The 16,949-nt window shown below is 48.7% G+C and carries 19 protein-coding genes and 4 tRNA genes; 7 read left to right on the forward strand and 16 right to left on the reverse strand.

Annotated features, from left to right (window positions below):
* Window positions 1-24: 24 nt before the first annotated feature.
* From rpoB to METMI_RS0103980, 12 genes are all read right to left on the reverse strand, one after another.
* Window positions 25-4,098 (reverse strand): DNA-directed RNA polymerase subunit beta, encoded by a 4,074-nt coding sequence (gene rpoB, locus METMI_RS0103925; RefSeq protein ID WP_019864939.1) that lies wholly within the window; start codon window positions 4,096-4,098, stop codon window positions 25-27.
* Between the two features lie 126 nt (window positions 4,099-4,224).
* On the reverse strand, window positions 4,225-4,599 hold the full coding sequence (rplL, locus tag METMI_RS0103930) for a 50S ribosomal protein L7/L12 (RefSeq protein ID WP_019864940.1): 375 nt from the start codon (window positions 4,597-4,599) through the stop codon (window positions 4,225-4,227).
* 48 nt (window positions 4,600-4,647) lie between these two features.
* The gene (rplJ, locus tag METMI_RS0103935) at window positions 4,648-5,175 is read right to left on the reverse strand and encodes a 50S ribosomal protein L10 (protein ID WP_019864941.1); all 528 of its coding nucleotides are present in this window, start codon (window positions 5,173-5,175) and stop codon (window positions 4,648-4,650) included.
* Between the two features lie 182 nt (window positions 5,176-5,357).
* Window positions 5,358-6,053, reverse strand: a complete 696-nt coding sequence (gene rplA / locus METMI_RS0103940; RefSeq protein WP_019864942.1) for a 50S ribosomal protein L1 — start codon at window positions 6,051-6,053, stop codon at window positions 5,358-5,360.
* On the reverse strand, window positions 6,053-6,484 hold the full coding sequence (rplK, locus tag METMI_RS0103945) for a 50S ribosomal protein L11 (protein ID WP_019864943.1): 432 nt from the start codon (window positions 6,482-6,484) through the stop codon (window positions 6,053-6,055). The genes rplA and rplK overlap by 1 nt, the downstream gene beginning before the upstream one ends.
* Window positions 6,485-6,582: 98 nt before the next feature.
* Window positions 6,583-7,116 carry a transcription termination/antitermination protein NusG gene (nusG, locus tag METMI_RS0103950; RefSeq protein WP_019864944.1) on the reverse strand — a complete coding sequence of 178 codons (534 nt, stop codon included), beginning with the start codon at window positions 7,114-7,116 and terminating at the stop codon, window positions 6,583-6,585.
* A gap of 6 nt (window positions 7,117-7,122) precedes the next feature.
* Window positions 7,123-7,500 (reverse strand): preprotein translocase subunit SecE, encoded by a 378-nt coding sequence (gene secE, locus METMI_RS0103955; RefSeq protein ID WP_019864945.1) that lies wholly within the window; start codon window positions 7,498-7,500, stop codon window positions 7,123-7,125.
* A gap of 48 nt (window positions 7,501-7,548) precedes the next feature.
* Window positions 7,549-7,624 (reverse strand) — tRNA-Trp (locus tag METMI_RS0103960).
* A 98-nt stretch (window positions 7,625-7,722) separates the two neighbouring features.
* A complete protein-coding gene (gene tuf, locus METMI_RS0103965) occupies window positions 7,723-8,913 on the reverse strand; it encodes an elongation factor Tu (RefSeq protein WP_019864933.1) in 1,191 nt (396 codons plus the stop codon).
* 33 nt (window positions 8,914-8,946) lie between these two features.
* Window positions 8,947-9,022: transfer RNA gene (locus METMI_RS0103970), tRNA-Thr, on the reverse strand.
* A gap of 15 nt (window positions 9,023-9,037) precedes the next feature.
* Window positions 9,038-9,111, reverse strand: a tRNA-Gly gene (locus METMI_RS0103975).
* A gap of 18 nt (window positions 9,112-9,129) precedes the next feature.
* Window positions 9,130-9,214: transfer RNA gene (locus METMI_RS0103980), tRNA-Tyr, on the reverse strand.
* Between the two features lie 400 nt (window positions 9,215-9,614).
* Here METMI_RS0103980 and speE point away from each other — a divergent pair.
* From speE to ubiK, 3 genes are read left to right on the forward strand one after another with little or no spacing between them, the layout of a single operon-like run.
* Window positions 9,615-10,463: a polyamine aminopropyltransferase gene (gene speE, locus METMI_RS0103990; RefSeq protein ID WP_019864947.1), complete on the forward strand. Its 849-nt coding sequence runs from the start codon at window positions 9,615-9,617 to the stop codon at window positions 10,461-10,463.
* Window positions 10,464-10,467: 4 nt separating this feature from the next.
* On the forward strand, window positions 10,468-11,061 hold the full coding sequence (locus METMI_RS23070; RefSeq protein WP_019864948.1) for a MarR family winged helix-turn-helix transcriptional regulator: 594 nt from the start codon (window positions 10,468-10,470) through the stop codon (window positions 11,059-11,061).
* 30 nt (window positions 11,062-11,091) lie between these two features.
* Window positions 11,092-11,355, forward strand: a complete 264-nt coding sequence (ubiK, locus tag METMI_RS0104000) for a ubiquinone biosynthesis accessory factor UbiK (protein ID WP_019864950.1) — start codon at window positions 11,092-11,094, stop codon at window positions 11,353-11,355.
* A 66-nt stretch (window positions 11,356-11,421) separates the two neighbouring features.
* On the opposite strand, the gene METMI_RS0104005 is transcribed toward ubiK, so the two are convergent.
* Window positions 11,422-11,709, reverse strand: coding sequence for a P-loop NTPase family protein (locus tag METMI_RS0104005; protein ID WP_019864951.1), 288 nt, complete (start codon window positions 11,707-11,709; stop codon window positions 11,422-11,424).
* 18 nt (window positions 11,710-11,727) lie between these two features.
* Window positions 11,728-12,045, reverse strand: a complete 318-nt coding sequence (locus METMI_RS0104010) for a DUF3301 domain-containing protein (RefSeq protein ID WP_019864952.1) — start codon at window positions 12,043-12,045, stop codon at window positions 11,728-11,730.
* Window positions 12,046-12,221: 176 nt separating this feature from the next.
* Here METMI_RS0104010 and METMI_RS0104015 point away from each other — a divergent pair, with 176 nt between their 5' ends.
* A complete protein-coding gene (locus tag METMI_RS0104015; protein WP_019864953.1) occupies window positions 12,222-12,896 on the forward strand; it encodes an alpha/beta hydrolase in 675 nt (224 codons plus the stop codon).
* 47 nt (window positions 12,897-12,943) lie between these two features.
* On the opposite strand, the gene METMI_RS0104020 is transcribed toward METMI_RS0104015, so the two are convergent.
* Window positions 12,944-13,270: a hypothetical protein gene (locus METMI_RS0104020; RefSeq protein WP_019864954.1), complete on the reverse strand. Its 327-nt coding sequence runs from the start codon at window positions 13,268-13,270 to the stop codon at window positions 12,944-12,946.
* A gap of 150 nt (window positions 13,271-13,420) precedes the next feature.
* Window positions 13,421-14,374, reverse strand: coding sequence for a CysB family HTH-type transcriptional regulator (locus METMI_RS0104025; protein ID WP_019864955.1), 954 nt, complete (start codon window positions 14,372-14,374; stop codon window positions 13,421-13,423).
* A gap of 118 nt (window positions 14,375-14,492) precedes the next feature.
* Here METMI_RS0104025 and METMI_RS0104030 point away from each other — a divergent pair, with 118 nt between their 5' ends.
* The 3 genes from METMI_RS0104030 to METMI_RS0104040 all read left to right on the forward strand — a co-directional run bounded on the left by METMI_RS0104030 (window position 14,493) and on the right by METMI_RS0104040 (window position 16,861).
* Window positions 14,493-15,302 (forward strand): sulfite exporter TauE/SafE family protein, encoded by an 810-nt coding sequence (locus tag METMI_RS0104030; protein WP_019864956.1) that lies wholly within the window; start codon window positions 14,493-14,495, stop codon window positions 15,300-15,302.
* Between the two features lie 200 nt (window positions 15,303-15,502).
* On the forward strand, window positions 15,503-16,396 hold the full coding sequence (locus tag METMI_RS0104035) for a fructosamine kinase family protein (protein ID WP_019864957.1): 894 nt from the start codon (window positions 15,503-15,505) through the stop codon (window positions 16,394-16,396).
* A 102-nt stretch (window positions 16,397-16,498) separates the two neighbouring features.
* A complete protein-coding gene (locus METMI_RS0104040) occupies window positions 16,499-16,861 on the forward strand; it encodes a SirB2 family protein (RefSeq protein ID WP_029151476.1) in 363 nt (120 codons plus the stop codon).
* Window positions 16,862-16,949 lie beyond the last annotated feature (88 nt).

The raw sequence follows: 16,949 nt of genomic DNA on the forward strand, positions 1-16,949 counted from the left end.
ATGTAGTAGCGGTAAACCACGCAGTTATTCGCGTTGTAATTCAATATCCACAGCCAATGAGCGAATCTCTTTAATCAAAACATTAAATGATTCCGGCATACCTGCTTCCATTTTATGGTCACCATCGACAATGTTTTTGTACATGCGCGTACGCCCTGTCACGTCATCGGATTTAACGGTGAGCATTTCCTGTAACGTATAAGCCGCACCATAAGCTTCCAACGCCCAGACCTCCATTTCCCCGAAACGCTGGCCACCGAACTGGGCTTTACCGCCCAACGGCTGTTGGGTGACGAGGCTATAAGGGCCGGTGGATCGGGCATGCATCTTGTCGTCGACCAAGTGGTTCAATTTCAACATGTACATATAACCGACCGTCACTTCACGTTCGAAAGGCTCGCCCGTCAAACCGTCGTAGAGGGTAATTTGCCCATGCTCCGGCAAGTCCGCCAATTTCAACATGGTGCGGATGTCTTCTTCATCCGCGCCATCGAAAACGGGCGACGCCATAGGTACGCCCGCCACCAAGTTGGCGGCCATTTCCAAAATTTCTTTATCGCTAAAAGAATCCAGGTTTTCCTTACGGCCACTGCTGTTATAAATTTTACCCAGATACTCGCGGATCTCGTTGATCTTCGCTTTCGCTTCGAGCATTTTGCCAATCTTTATGCCAAGGCCTTTGGCCGCCCACCCTAAATGGGTTTCCAAAACCTGCCCCACGTTCATACGCGATGGTACGCCCAAAGGGTTCAAGACAATGTCAACGGGATTGCCATCGGCGGTATAAGGCATATCTTCTATGGGTCTAATCATAGAGATAACCCCTTTGTTTCCATGGCGGCCCGCCATTTTGTCACCTGGTTGGATACGCCGTTTCACGGCCAAATAAACTTTGACCATTTTCAGCACGCCAGGTGGCAAATCATCACCCATCGTAATTTTTTTGCGCTTGATTTCAAACTTTTCATCAAAATCTTTGCGTTGTTGCTCAATTTGGGCGGCGACCGTTTCCAATTGCAGGTTAATCTCTTCATCCTGCATCTTTATTTTCAGCCAATCCGAGCGCTTCAAACCATCCAAATAGTCTTTGCTAATCTCAGTGCCTGCACGCAATCCTACGCCAGACATGGCGATTTTACCTACCAGCAACTTGGCAACACGCAAGAAGATGTCTTCTTCAAGGATTTTTAACTGGTCATCCAAATCTTTTCTATAGCTTTTGATTTGTTCATGCTCAATATCCAAAGCACGTTTGTCTTTTTTAACCCCATCACGGGTAAAAATTTGGACATCAATTACAGTGCCTTCGATACTGCTAGGGACGCGTAACGAGGTATCCTTTACGTCGGCGGCTTTCTCGCCAAAAATCGCCCGCAATAACTTTTCTTCAGGCGTCAACTGTGTCTCGCCTTTAGGCGTGACTTTACCAACCAGAATATCGCCACCTTTAACTTCAGCCCCCACATAGACAATGCCGGACTCATCCAATTTTGCCAACGCTTCTTCACTGACATTAGGAATATCCGCAGTGATTTCTTCCGGGCTGTGCTTGGTGTCACGTGCGACACAAGTTTTTTCTTCAATATGAATCGTGGTGAACCGGTCTTCTTTGACAACCCGTTCAGACACTAAGATAGAGTCTTCGAAGTTGTAACCATTCCATGGCATAAAGGCAACCAACATGTTCTGCCCTAATGCCAACTCACCCATGTCCGTAGACGGGCCATCGGCAACAATGTCGCCAGCATTGACAATATCACCAGGCTTGACCAACGGTTTTTGGTTAATGCATGTATTCTGGTTGGAGCGGGTATATTTAATTAGATTGTAAATATCTACACCCGGACTTCCTGTTTCGGTTTCGGTGTCATTTACCCGGACAACAATTCTTGCCGCATCGACGGCTTCAATTTTACCGCCGCGCTTGGCAACTACCGTAACACCGGAGTCTTTAGCTACAGTCCTTTCCATACCAGTACCCACCAACGGCTTTTCGGCCCTGAGGGTCGGTACGGCTTGGCGTTGCATGTTCGAACCCATTAAGGCGCGGTTGGCGTCATCATGCTCCAAGAACGGAATAATAGATGCGGCGACCGAGACAATTTGTTTGGATGACACGTCCATGTATTGGACGGTATCCGACATTGCCAAGGTAAACTCGTCTTTATGCCGGCATGAAACCAATCCGTCCACCAACTTGCCGTTCCCGTCGACCGCGACACTCGCTTGCGCAATAACAAACTCGCCTTCTTCAATGGCAGACAAATAATCGACTTGATCGGTTACGACACCATTTACCACTTTTCGGTAAGGTGTTTCAAGAAAGCCATAATTATTGGTGCGCGCATAAACGGACAAAGAGTTTATCAGACCGATGTTCGGGCCTTCAGGCGTCTCAATCGGGCATACGCGGCCATAATGTGTCGCATGTACGTCACGCACCTCGAAACCAGCGCGTTCGCGAGCCAAACCGCCGGGCCCCAAAGCGGAAACCCGGCGTTTATGTGTCACCTGCGACAATGGATTGTTCTGGTCCATAAACTGCGACAGCTGGCTAGAGCCAAAGAATTCCTTAACTGCAGCCGAAACCGGCTTCGCGTTGATAATTTCTTGCGGCATCAATCCTTCTGAATCCGCCAAAGTCAGGCGTTCCTTAACTGCACGCTCAACCCTGACCAAACCGACACGGAATTGGTTTTCGATCATTTCACCGACCGAGCGGACACGGCGGTTCCCTAAGTGGTCAATGTCGTCAACATTACCATTGCCATTACGGATGCTGATCAATTCTTTCAGCACATCAATAATGTCGTCTTTAGTTAGCGTACCTGGCCCGACAATTTCTTCACGGCCCAAGCGGCGGTTAAATTTCATCCGCCCTACCGTCGACAAATCATATCTGTCATCGGTAAAAAACAGGTTTTGGAACAGGTTTTCAGCCGACTCTTTGGTAGGTGGCTCACCAGGGCGCATCATACGATAAATTTCAACTAACGCTTCCAACGTGTTAGTTGTCACATCCAGCCGCATGGCATTACTGATGTAAGGCCCCCGGTCCAAATCATTAACAAAGAGGGTATTGATTTCAGAGATGCCCTTTTCTATACATCTTTCAATCAATGCATCGGTAATTTCATCATTGACATTGGCAACCAACTCTCCGGTCGATTGATCAACAACATTGTGCCCTAAAATTTTGCCAATAAGGTACTCGCGCGGGACTTCAACTTCAGTCATACCCACCTTGTTCATTTCGCGGATATGCTTGGCCGTAATCCGGCGGCCTTCTTCCACCAACACTTGCCCGTTGAACTTGATATCAAACGCGGCAATTTCACCACGCATCCTTTCAGGGACAATGTGGAATAGGCAGCGATCGGAACCCAGTGCGAACTTATTGGTTTCGAAGAAAATCCTAATCATTTCTTCATTGTCGAAACCCAAAGCCCTAAGCAAAATAGTGGCCGGAATTTTTCTGCGACGGTCTATCCTGACATAAACACAGTCTTTGTGGTCAAATTCAAAGTCTAACCATGAGCCGCGATAAGGGATGACCCGCGCATTAAACAGCAATTTCCCTGACGAATGGGTCTTTCCTTTATCGTGGTCAAAAAAGACCCCTGGAGACCGGTGTAATTGGGAGACGATAACCCGTTCAGTACCATTGATGACAAAAGTTCCATTTTCCGTCATTAAGGGTAGCTCGCCCATGTAAACTTCCTGTTCACGAATATCTTTTACAACTTTCGCATTCGCAGGGGCTTCTTTGTCATAGATGACCAGACGCACTAACACCCGTAAAGGCGCGGCAAACGTCGCTCCGCGTTGCTGACATTCCCTTACATCAAATACTGGCTCACCTAAGCGGTATTTCACATATTCGAGGGCAGCATAGCCAGAGTGGCTCTCAATGGGGAACACGCTTGAGAATGCTGAATGCAAGCCTATATCGGCACGTTTTTCAGGGTTTACGCCTAATTGCAAAAAACTGGCATAAGAGTTGATCTGAGTTGCCAAAAGATAGGGGACTTCGAGTACTTCGGTGCTTTTGCCAAAGTTGTTTCGAATACGCTTTTTTTCGGTAAAAGAATAGGACATATCGCTTCCAAACTTTTTCGTCATGGATTGTTTCTACTGTACGATTTAGAGTAAACAGTAAAAGGCCGGTGACTAAAGCCACCAGCCATACTTAAAAGACCTAGGTCTTGATGTGGGTCAATATTATTATTTAATATCGACTGTAGCGCCTGCTTCTAACAGTTGCTTTTTAATGTCTTCGGCTTCGGCTTTAGGCACGCCTTCTTTCAAAACAGTTGGCACACCTTCAACCGCGTCTTTTGCTTCTTTCAAGCCTAAGCCAGTGATGGTCCGGACTGTTTTAATAACAGAAACCTTGTTTTCGCCAAAACCAGTCAGGATGACATCAAACTCTGTTTGTTCTTCAACTGGAGCGGCAGCGGCGGCAGGAGCGGCGGCCACAGCCACAGCGGCGGCAGCGGAAACGCCAAATTTTTCTTCCATCGCTGAAATTAATGCGACGACTTCCATGACGGTCATGTTAGATATAGCGTCCAAGATTTCTTCTTGTGATAATGCCATTTTTTGTTCCTCGAAATATATTTAGTTTTAACAGGTTAGATATAAAGCTTACGCCGCTTCTTTCTGATCTCTGATCGCCGCCACTGTGCGAACCATTTTTGCATGCGGTTCGGCCAAAGTACGGACAAATTTCTCTACTGGTGCCTTGATCACAGACATCAGCATACTGATAGCCTGATCGCGGGTTGGCAAACTTGCCAAACGGGCCAATTCGGATGAGTCATAAAGCTGACCTCCAATTGCCACTACCTTAGGGATTAATTTGTCATGACCTTTGGCAAATTCGCCAATCAGACGCGCCGCCGAACCAGGATCCTCCATTGAGAATGCAATCAACAAAGGCCCGACTAAGCCACTTTGCATACATTCAAATTCGGTTCCTGCCACAGCACGTCTTGCCAGGGTATTTTTTACGACCCGCAGATAAACGCCTGTTTCTCTCGCTGTTTTGCGCAGTTCGGTCAGTTCCGTTACGGACATGCCACGGTATTCCGCTGCAATTGCAGAGTGAGCTTTAGCGGCGATTGCAGCAACTTCTTCTACGACAGCTTTTTTGCCATCCAAATTTAGCGCCACGCTTACCTCCGATAGTTTCTGAATTATTCAGATTGATAATATGCGCCTTAAGAACAGGCGCTCCATAACGGCTCTTTCCCTATTTTAATTTTTAGGTCTAGCCTCCGTCTACGCAGGAAATTAAGTCTTACAACACCTGCGGTCTTTGACGGTCACCGCTCGCACGGCAACCCAAAGTCTTTTTAGCTGGCCAAGCTACTCATGTCCAACCACAAGCCTGGCCCCATTGTTGAGGACAAGGTGATTTTTTTAATATAAACACCTTTGGCAGATGATGGCTTGGCCTTTCTCAAATCCGCCAACAACGCCTCCAAATTGCCTTGGATGGAAGCCGCATCAAAACTGACCTTACCCAATGTACAATGGATAATCCCGCCTTTATCAGTGCGGTAACGGACTTGGCCTGATTTGGCATTTTTCACTGCCGTGGCGACATCTGCGGTTACGGTGCCTACTTTAGGGTTAGGCATCAGACCCCTAGGGCCTAAAATCTGACCCAACTGACCGACCACGCGCATAGCATCAGGAGACGCAATGACCACATCAAAATTCATCTCACCTTTTTTGACCAAATCGCCCAGGTCATCCATGCCGACAATATCAGCACCTGCCGCCCTAGCCGCATCGGCGTTAGGGCCTTGGGTAAACACAGCAACCCGGACGGTTTTTCCAGTCCCATTTGGCAACACAGTCGCGCCGCGGACGTTTTGGTCAGACTTGCGGGGATCGACACCTAAGTTGACACTGACATCAATCGCTTCGTTAAATTTTGCAGCGCTTAACTCTTTCAGCAATTCAACAGCTTCAGAAATCGGATATTGCTTAGTACGGCTGACTTTTTCTTTAATGATTTTTGCTTTTTTAGATAACTTAGCCATTACAACCCCTCCACATTCAGACCCATGCTCCGCGCACTGCCTGCAATCGTCTTTACTGCGGCTTCAAGATTAGCCGCATTCAAATCTTCCATTTTTATCTTGGCAATCTCTTCCAATTGCTCACGCGTGACAGTGCCCACTTTCTTCGTGTTCGGATTGCTGCTGCCGCTTTTCAAGCCCGTCGCTTTTTTCAAAAGGATTGAAGCCGGAGGGGTTTTGGTAATAAAGGTAAAGCTTCGATCACTGTAAACAGTAATGACCACAGGCAAAGGTAAACCTTTTTCAACATCCTGTGTTTTAGCATTGAACGCCTTACAAAATTCCATTATATTGACGCCACGCTGACCCAGCGCGGGACCGATAGGCGGGCTAGGGTTGGCTTCACCAGCCTTTACTTGCAATTTTATATATGCCGTTATTTTTTTTGCCATCTTAAACTCCAATATGGGTACAAACGCTTTTCAGCTCCCCTAAGAAACAAAAATCCCTGCCTTATTCAGACAGGGATTTTAAAAAATCCGCTATTTAATTAGCCTTTTTCGACTTGAGAAAAACCCAGTTCAACTGAAGTTGACCGGCCAAATATTAAAACCGATATTTTCAACTTGCTTTTCTCATAATTCACTTCTTCAATAGCCCCGTTAAAATCCTTAAATGGCCCGTCAACTATCCTTACCACCTCACCAACTTCAAATAAAACCTTAGGCCTTGGCTTATTGACACCCTCTTCAACCCTACTCAATATGGCCATCGCTTCTTTTTCAGAAATAGGGGCTGGCCTATCAGATACGCCACCTATAAAACCCAAGACCTTGGGGATATCCTTAACTAAATGCCAGGTCTGGTCAGTCAACTCCATTTGCACCAAGACATATCCTGGAAAGAACTTCCTTTCGCTTTTACGTTGCTGCCCCATGCGCATCTCCACAACCTCTTCGGTCGGAACCAGTATCTTCCCAAAATACTGCCCAAGGCCTTCACGCTTTATCCTTTCCTCTAAAGACTGCTTGACTTTGTTTTCAAAATTTGAGTAAGCGTGAACAACATACCATCTCAATGACATCCTACATTACCCGCCTTGACCCGTTAAAAGGCGCACACCCCAAAACAAAAAGGTATCCAATAACCACAAAACAATACCAACCACAGATACCATAGCAAAAACCAACAATGTGGTCCGTACAGTTTCTTCCCGGTTAGGCCAAACAACTTTTTTTACTTCTTGCTTTGACTCAAGCGCAAATGACCAAACAGACTGCCCGACTGCGGTCGTCAACATCATTGCGACTACTGCCAAGGCAACAACCAAAAGCCCCAAAACCCTATAAACAAGCTGAATATCCGAGAAATAATAGAAAGCAGCAATCCCGGCAACCATTAAAACCACGGAAAAAACCTGCTTGACAATATCAAGGACAGACACATCAGCTTCTACTTGGGTATTCATGAGCCTTTGAATGTTAAATTAGAAAATATCGATATGTTTTAATCTGAGTGGCAGGCCAGGAGGGTCTCGAACCCCCAACCCGCGGTTTTGGAGACCGCTATTCTACCAATTGAACTACTGACCTATTCAGAAAAAACTTTAAACAGCTGGATATAATATATTACAAACCTATATTATTCAAGCATTACTGAAAAGGATGCCAGAAAACCGACACCCCCAAATTTACTCAATAATAGAGGCAACAACGCCCGCACCGACGGTGCGGCCACCTTCACGGATTGCGAAACGCAAGCCCTCTTCCATCGCGATCGGCGAGATCAGTTTCACGCTGACGGAGATGTTGTCGCCAGGCATGACCATTTCGACGCCTTCAGGCAGCTTCACCGCCCCGGTCACGTCGGTGGTGCGGAAATAGAATTGCGGGCGGTAGCCGTCGAAGAACGGGGTATGGCGGCCGCCTTCCTCTTTTGACAGCACGTAAATCTCGGCGTTGAAGTGGGCGTGCGGCTTGATGGTGTTTTTGTGCGCCAACACTTGGCCACGCTCGACATCATCGCGTTTGGTGCCGCGCAGCAGCAAGCCGACGTTGTCGCCCGCCTCGCCTTGGTCCAGCAGTTTGCGGAACATTTCCACGCCGGTGACGGTGGTGGACACGGTCGGGCGGATGCCGACGATCTCGACTTCCTGGCCGACCTTGATCACGCCACGCTCGATACGGCCAGTCACCACGGTGCCACGGCCTGAGATCGAGAAGACGTCTTCGATCGGCATCAGGAAGGCGCCGTCAACGGCACGTTCGGGCAACGGGATGTAGGTGTCCAGAGCCTCGACCAGGCGGACGACCGACGGGGCGCCAATTTCGCTGGTGTCGCCGTTCAGCGCCAGCAGCGCGGAGCCTTTAATGATAGGGGTGTCGTCGCCGGGGAATTCGTACATGTCCAGCAGTTCGCGGATTTCCATTTCCACCAATTCCAGCAGCTCCTCGTCATCGACCATGTCGGCCTTGTTCAGGAACACGACGATGTAGGGGACGCCGACCTGGCGTGACAGCAGGATGTGCTCGCGGGTTTGCGGCATCGGGCCGTCGGCGGCCGAGCAGACCAGGATCGCGCCGTCCATTTGTGCGGCGCCGGTGATCATGTTTTTGACATAGTCGGCATGGCCGGGGCAGTCAACGTGGGCATAGTGGCGGACGGCGGACTCGTACTCGACATGCGAGGTGGCGATGGTGATGCCGCGCGCCCGCTCTTCAGGCGCATTGTCAATTTGGTCAAAGGCCTTGACCTCCCCACCTTGCAGCTCGGCCATCACTTTCGTCAGCGCCGCGGTCAGGGTGGTTTTGCCGTGGTCAACGTGACCGATTGTGCCGACGTTGACATGGGGCTTGCTACGTGAAAACTTTTCTTTGGCCATGAATCTATACCTTTAACTTTTTGACTTTGCAAATGGAGCTCATAACCGGATTTGAACCGGTGACCTCTTCCTTACCAAGGAAGTGCTCTACCTACTGAGCTATATGAGCACAACCTATAGAATTTGGAGCGGGTGATGGGAATCGAACCCACGTGATCAGCTTGGAAGGCTGGAGTTCTACCATTGAACTACACCCGCTTTAAACTAAATTTGAGATGGTGGAGGGGGGAGGATTCGAACCTCCGAAGGCAGAGCCGGCAGATTTACAGTCTGATCCCTTTGGCCGCTCGGGAACCCCTCCAGTATCGGGTAAGCTGCTCATTGTCTTCTATCAGAACCAATGTGTCAACTAAATATTTAAAATTCGTATGTGGGGATCAATTTATCCCATCACCCTTAACAACCACGAAGGCAGGATATACGAAAACCAAAACAGCCAAATACAGGCTTAATGGCCAAAAAACCTGCTCACTGGACACATTTTACAATCAGGAAGCCGCCAACAGGCATATAGCGGAGCCAGATGGGCGCCGCCCAAGGCTATTGCAACCGCCAACAAATCCAGCGGGCATCACCTGATTCCTCCGCCCAAAATATCAAGCCAAACTTCCCGGCTCAAAAGAACTTGCCATAACTATACTTAAAAGCCAATAAATTCTAATATAATGGCGACTTAACTTATTACATTTCAGGAAACATAAATGAACCCCTCAGAATGGTTTACCGAACAACTTCCAGGGGCTGACTCGGCCTTTTCTTTAAAAATCAAAAAGAAACTACACGAAGAACAATCCGCGTTCCAATTTCTAGAAATTTACGAAACCGAAACTTTCGGTAATTTGATGGTGATAGACGGCTGCACCATGGTATCCACCCGCGATAACTTTTTTTACCACGAGATGATTAGCCATCCCGCGCTGTTCACACATCCCGAACCCAAAAGGGTATGGATTATCGGCGGCGGTGATTGCGGCACACTGAAAGAGGTATTGAAGCACCGCTCCGTTGAACATGCCGTGCAAATTGATATTGATGAACGGGTAACCCGCCTTGCAGAAATTTACTTCCCAGAACTTTGCGAATCCAACAGCGACCCGCGTGCGGAATTGAAATTTATCGACGGCATCAAATGGGTCAAGGATGCCGAACCTAATTCCGTTGACATCATTATTGTTGACAGCACAGACCCTGTCGGGCCGGCCGAAGGCTTGTTCAGCAAAGCGTTTTATCATGATTGCTTTAACTGCCTGTCCGAACACGGCATGGTTGTGCAACAGAGCGAATCCGCGTTATACCACCTGAAATTAATCGGCGAAATGCGTGACGCCATGGGGTCGGCGGGTTTTGGGCATTTGCAGACCCTCTTTTTCCCGCAGTGCATCTACCCATCGGGATGGTGGAGCGCGACCATCGCCAGCAAAACCAGCTTGGCAAAATTTCGTGAATTGGATGCCGCCGACAAACCTTTCGACACGACTTATTACAATGTCGACATCCACAAGGCAGCGTTGGCGCAACCAGAGTTTTTTAAAAAAGCATTTTCTTTATAAGCTGATGCAGGATTTAAACACCTTCAGGCTTATTGAACGCATCAGCAACCTGTTGCGTTCTGAAGAGCGAAAAAAATATGCCGCCATTGGCCTGCAACCCGTGCATATCCAAGTTTTGGATTATTTGTCGACTTGCAACCGCTTTAGCGACACGCCTGCGGCAGTTGCAGAATACATTGGCCTGACCAAAGGCACCGTCTCGCAATCGATTCAGGTGCTTGAGCGTAAAGACTATGTGACCAAAAGCCAAGACAGCAGCGATGGCCGCGTGGTGCACCTGGCGTTGTCTGAGGCAGGCAAGCGTTTATTGGACGAAATCAAACCTATTGATGTTTTTGCACAAGCGCAGGCCATCATCTCGTCCCAAAAATTCACTACCATTGAAGACGCCTTGAACAATGTCCTGACCGAGCTACAAAAGGCCAACAATGCCAAAAGCTTTGGCGTCTGCCATTCCTGTGTTAATTTCATTGAAGTGGAAAACCACTACCTGTGCAACTTAACGCAACTGCCGTTAAGCCAAACCGACTCAAAGAAAATATGCCGTGAGCATGTCCTTGTCGATGGGACTGGCACATCCACCACCCCATCCCCCTAGTAAACCGACCTTATCAATGCGAGAGCCAACATGTTCGACCCTAAAGCCATAGATGACATAGCCAACCGTTTAGCCAGCGCCATCCCGCCCGGATTGAACAATTTTAAAGAGGATCTGGAAAAAAACTTTCACGCCATTTTACAAAGCGCATTAAGCAAACTGGATTTGGTGACCCGTGAAGAATTTGAAGTCCAGAAAATGGTGCTTGCAAAAACCCGTTCCAAACTCGAAGACCTGGAAAAGCGCGTTTCTGAAATGGAAAAGCCACTAACGGACAAAACAGAAGAAGCTTAGCCCACCTTTTTTAGTGACGGTGGAGGCGCAACATTTTGCGTCTCTAACCCCTCCTGCGGACACCGATCACACTACCGTAACAATCAACGCAAAAACAAACACAAAAATCACCCATAGGGCCAATTTGGCTTTTAGCGTCAACCCGGCACTCAACCGCTCAAACTCAAGCTTGACGGCTTGTTTTTTATTGTCGGCCTGAAAAACCCGACGCAGACGGGACTTTAATCGGTAACGGGCCTCGTCCTCCGCCTCCTGCTCTATCAATTCAATGATTTTCGAGTAAAAACTGCCACATTCCGGGCAGCGCATTACCTGCGTGTCGGTTTCATAGCCACATGAAGGACATTTTTGCATATTAACCCCCAAGCAAAATCAACCCAAATCCACCCTGTAAGGATCCATAACGATAGATTCGACAGATTGGCCTAACATAATGATTTTTCCGTTATATCGCCTATCGCCTGTGGAAGCGAACTCAAATACAAAAGTCCGTTGCAAGCGCAGCCTCCCTTTGTTGTCCCGCTTTAGCCAAAGCCCATTTCCCGCAATATAATCATCCAACATCTGCACTTGCACTGATTGGCAATGGGCTTGAGTGGCCCGGTAAGCAATTTCTTTCACCTTTTGGCCGTGATACCAGTAGCCAAAACCCAATAATATTAAAGCAATTAAAACAAGATGGTCTATCATGGCCGCCACTGGTTACAAAACGCTAAGTTAAGCTGATATTCTACTAAAATTCCCTACCAAAGCAGCGGCCGCCTTTACAATACGGTAAAACTTACATGGTTTCATTATTGATTTGCCTCATAGTAATGGTAAATTAGACCCATAAACTTTTTAAACCGCCGACTCCCGACATCGCCATGCCTTCTGAACTCACCCTTGTTGAAATACTGCCGACTGCGGCACATAAATATTCTGTGATCTGGCTACACGGCCTAGGGGCGGATGGCCATGATTTTGAAGGCATTGTGCCTGAACTGCATTTGCAGTCCGCCGCGAACATCCATTTTATATTCCCGAACGCACCGATCCAGCCAGTGACCATAAACAACGGCATGAAGATGCGTTCTTGGTATGACATCCTGGAAGCTTCCCTAGAAAGGAAAGTTGACACGGCAGGCATTTATAAATCCGCTGAAGCCATCAATCGGCTCATCCGGCAAGAAATGGACAAAGGCATTCCATCCGAAAATATTTTGCTCGCCGGCTTTTCCCAAGGCGGGGTAATAGCGCTCCACGCAGGCCTGCGTTATCCGAAAAAATTGGCGGGCATTGTCGCATTATCGGCCTATTTGCCGACCACTGAACAATTAAAAGCAGAAGGCAGTGCGGCGAATTACAGCACACCCATTTTCATGGCTCATGGCATCCTGGACAATGTGGTCGCCATCGAAACCGCCAAAGCCGCTTTCGACGCCCTGGACGCACTGGAATACCACATCAAATGGCATGATTACCTAATGGAACACTCCGTCTGCATTGAAGAAATACAGCACATTTCTGCGTTTATCAATTCGCTTTTCCATGAGGTATAAAAAAAGGGCGTGCCAATGACGGCACGCCCTTTTTTAGCAATAAACCATTACGCCTTCACTGCATTGACAATCTCATTAAACGCTTCAACCCTGGTTTTGCCCGTTTTAACCAAATCGACACCCGTATCAATGACCATTTGGCATAATCCTGGCGTCTTATAAACGATAAGGCATAAATAACCCACCGCCGGAACCGCAATTAATGCCCCTATAAACCCGGGCATCCCGACCACACCCATCAGCTTAGTCAGCAACACTATAGCATCCAGCGGCAACAACACCATCGCCCCAAAATAAGCCACCACCATAAAGGTGAATGACACAAAAACCACAAACTGAAGCAGCCTGACTAACGCAACGTTAACTTTTTTCATAACTCTCGATATCCGCATAACTTTAAGAAGCCCGGGGGTGGTTATTCTTGATCAAAGCCCCCTTTTTTAAGTCGGCGATTATACCTTAAAGCATCAAGAATCCTTTTTTTTTTCTTGAATGCGGCACAATCAGCCACGAATCGGCAAACGCTATACAAACCCCAAAAACATCTTATTTATTGAAATCCCCTGCAAAGCAGTCTCTATCGCTTTGCGGTCAAATTGCGGGGCAAGCAATTGGATCAATTCAAACATATAACCGCGTAAATAAGCATCCCGGCGTATGCCTAGATAAGTGGTGCTGGGCGGAAACAAATGGCTGGCGTCGATAACCCCCAAACCGCTATCCCGCTCAGGGTCGTAAGCAATGTTCGCCAACAAACCGATCCCCAAGCCAAGATTGACATAGGTTTTGATGACATCCGCATCAATCGCGGTCAGCACCACATTCGGCGCCAGCCCCGCCTCGGTAAAGATGCGGTTGACCAAAGAACCGCCCGTAAAGGTGAAATCATAAGTGATCAACGGATAGCGCGAGATTTTTTCCAGGGTCAATGGCCGATCATCAAACAACGGGTGTGAATGCGGCGCGACAATACAACGGTTCCATTGGTAACAAGGGAAACACAGGAGCTTATCAAAATTGCTGATCACTTCCGTCGCGATGCCAATATCGGCTTCGCCACTCGCCACCTGTTCGGCAACCTGGGTCGGATTGCCCTGATGGATATGCAATTTCACATCGGGATAACGCTGTATAAAGGCCTGCACAGCGGCTGGCAACCGGTAGCGCGCCTGCGTGTGCGTCGTCGCCAAGGTCAATGTCCCCGTTTCTTTTTGGCTGAATTCTTCACTGACGAGCTTGATATTGTCTATTTCACGCAATGCCCGCTCGGCCAAGTTTAAAATCAGCTTGCCCGATTCCGTGACACCGGTTAACCGCTTGCCATTACGCTCAAAAATATGCAGGTTCAATTCTTCTTCCAGCAATTGGATCTGCTTGCTGACACCGGATTGCGAAGTATGCAGCACCTCGGCGGCTTGGGAAATGTTCAAGCCCTGACGCGAAATTTCACGCACATAACGCAACTGGTGCAGCTTCATAATACCGCTCTATATAACCAAATGATATAACCATAGCATAACATATCATTAATAGTTGTAGATAAGCCCTGTTAAGATGTTTTCATATTATCTTAACAATCAAAAAAGGTTATTACTTATGAATTGGGAATATTCGCTTTCAGGCTTACTGGTCGGATTATTGGTGGGCATCACCGGGGTCGGCGGCGGCTCATTGATGACCCCTTTATTGGTGTTCTTATTTGGCTTCAAACCGTCAGTTGCGGTCGGCACCGATTTATTGTTCGCCGCCATCACCAAAACGGTCGGGGTCGGGGTACACCATACCAAACACAGCTCGGTCGATTGGAAAGTCGTCACTTGGCTGGCGGTAGGCAGCATCCCTTTTGCCATCGCCACATTGCTGGTATTGAAGCATTTGATGGATATCGGCAAAGAAGTCACTGGCGCCATCACCTTCACCTTGGGCGTCGCCCTGTTGCTGACCGCCGTGTCACTGCTGGTGCGTAGCCTCCTGATACGCCGGGCGGGAAAGGTTGATGTCCCTAAAGACCAGGAAAATGACCTCGAAGTGATTGGCCGTTTCCATAAGCTGCAAATCCCCGCAACCATTTTGACGGGTGCGGTGCTCGGTGTGCTAGTGACATTATCCTCAGTCGGCGCAGGCGCCTTAGGCACAGTCGCCTTATTGTTCCTGTACCCAAAAATGAAAACCGTCAAAATAGTCGGCACGGATTTGGCCCACGCCATCCCGCTCACCGCTGTTGCAGGTTTTGGGCATTGGACATTAGGCAACGTGGATTTTGTGCTATTAGGCAGCTTACTGATCGGCTCCTTTCCGGGCATTTGGGTCGGCAGCCATATCAGCGCGAAAATCCCTGAACGTTATTTACGTCCAACTTTAGCCACCATCCTGTTGTTGATCGGCGTAAAATTCGTCCTTGCTTAAGGGTACGCACGCTTCACAGCCAACCCCAACCATAAGCCGGAATGCACCTGTCCGTGTAAACGTGACACCGGAGCTTCCGGCTTAAATTTTTACCTTCCAAACCTGGAACCTACACCGACCCATCAAAAACGCCGTAGCCTTCGCCTCTATCGTGGTTTTATAATCCACTTCATTATCTAAACGACTTGACCGCCAAGCCTGTGAAACACACGGACACTTTCAACCACATCGCCGGACAAATCCGTACAAGCCTAGGCGAACCCTTCGACCTGCTATCCGCACAGCCGCTATCTGGCGGCGACATCAACTCCGCTTTCCGTTTGCAAGGCCGCAAGCGACATTATTTTGTCAAACTCAACCGCCCGCAATTATTACCCATGTTCACCGCCGAACTGGCAGGTTTGCAGGAATTGGCGGCGACCCACACCTTGCGCGTCCCTCGCCCTATCTTGGCAGGCTCAACTGACGAGCATGCTTTCCTGGTACTGGAATACCTGGACTGGGGCGCGGGCAGCCCCTCCGCTAGCCGCTTGCTGGGGCAACAACTCGCCCAATTGCACCGACAACCCCAAGCCTATTTCGGCTGGCACCGCGACAACACGATCGGCAGCACGCCACAGCCCAACGCGGGCCATACCAGCTGGCCTGATTTCTGGCGTGAACAACGCCTCGGTTTCCAATTGCAGCTGGCAAAAATTAACGGGCAGAATGGCCGCCTGCAAACCTTGGGCGAGCAATTATGCGGGAGCCTCGACGCTTTCTTTAGCGGCTACCAGCCCATACCGTCGCTATTGCACGGCGATTTATGGGGCGGGAACACCGCCGTTGACCCGCAAGGGCGGCCTGTTATCTTTGACCCGGCCTGTTATTACGGTGACCGGGAGACCGATTTGGCAATGACCGAACTGTTTGGCGGCTTCGACCGTGATTTTTACGCCGCCTACCAATCGGCCTGGCCTTTAGATCAAGGTTTTGGCACACGGAAAATCCTGTACAATCTCTACCACATTTTGAACCATCTGAATTTGTTCGGCGGTGGCTACGGCAGGCAAGCGGAAAACATGCTGGCAAAGCTACTGGCGGAAATCAAATGACCAGAACCTATTTTTGTCCCTATCCGCATTGAACCGCGCATAATAATGGCGGTCAAGTTGCAGCCCGTAACGGAAGCCCGGCTTCCCATACCAGAGAACCGTATGATTAAAACCATCCACCTTACTTTTATATTGCTGTCCATTTTCAGCTTTGTCGGACGGGTTATCTTGTCAGAAACCCACCCTAGCCTGCTCAAACAGCCCGTCATGAAAGTCGCACCGCACATCATCGACACCTTGTTATTGCTCAGCGGCATCATCCTGGTCTTTCAGGGATCATGGCTATCCGGCGAAAGCACTTGGTTACTGGCCAAGGTGCTGGCATTATTAGGTTACATCGGTTTGGGCGTCGTGACCATGCGCACACGCGGCACAACCCGCTGGCTGGCATTTGCTGGTACGATGGCGTGTTTTGTTTATATCGGCATAGTCGCCGTCACCAAAAACCCTTTGTTCTTCTTGTAGTTAACACGGGCAAACAACCTCCTAACCGCTTTTGTCTGCTTAACCTTGCCCCTCCATTTCAGTGCCGCCTTGGCGCTGAAATAACTTA

The organism is Methylovulum miyakonense HT12 (assembly GCF_000384075.1).
Taxonomy (GTDB): Bacteria; Pseudomonadota; Gammaproteobacteria; order Methylococcales; family Methylomonadaceae; genus Methylovulum; species Methylovulum miyakonense.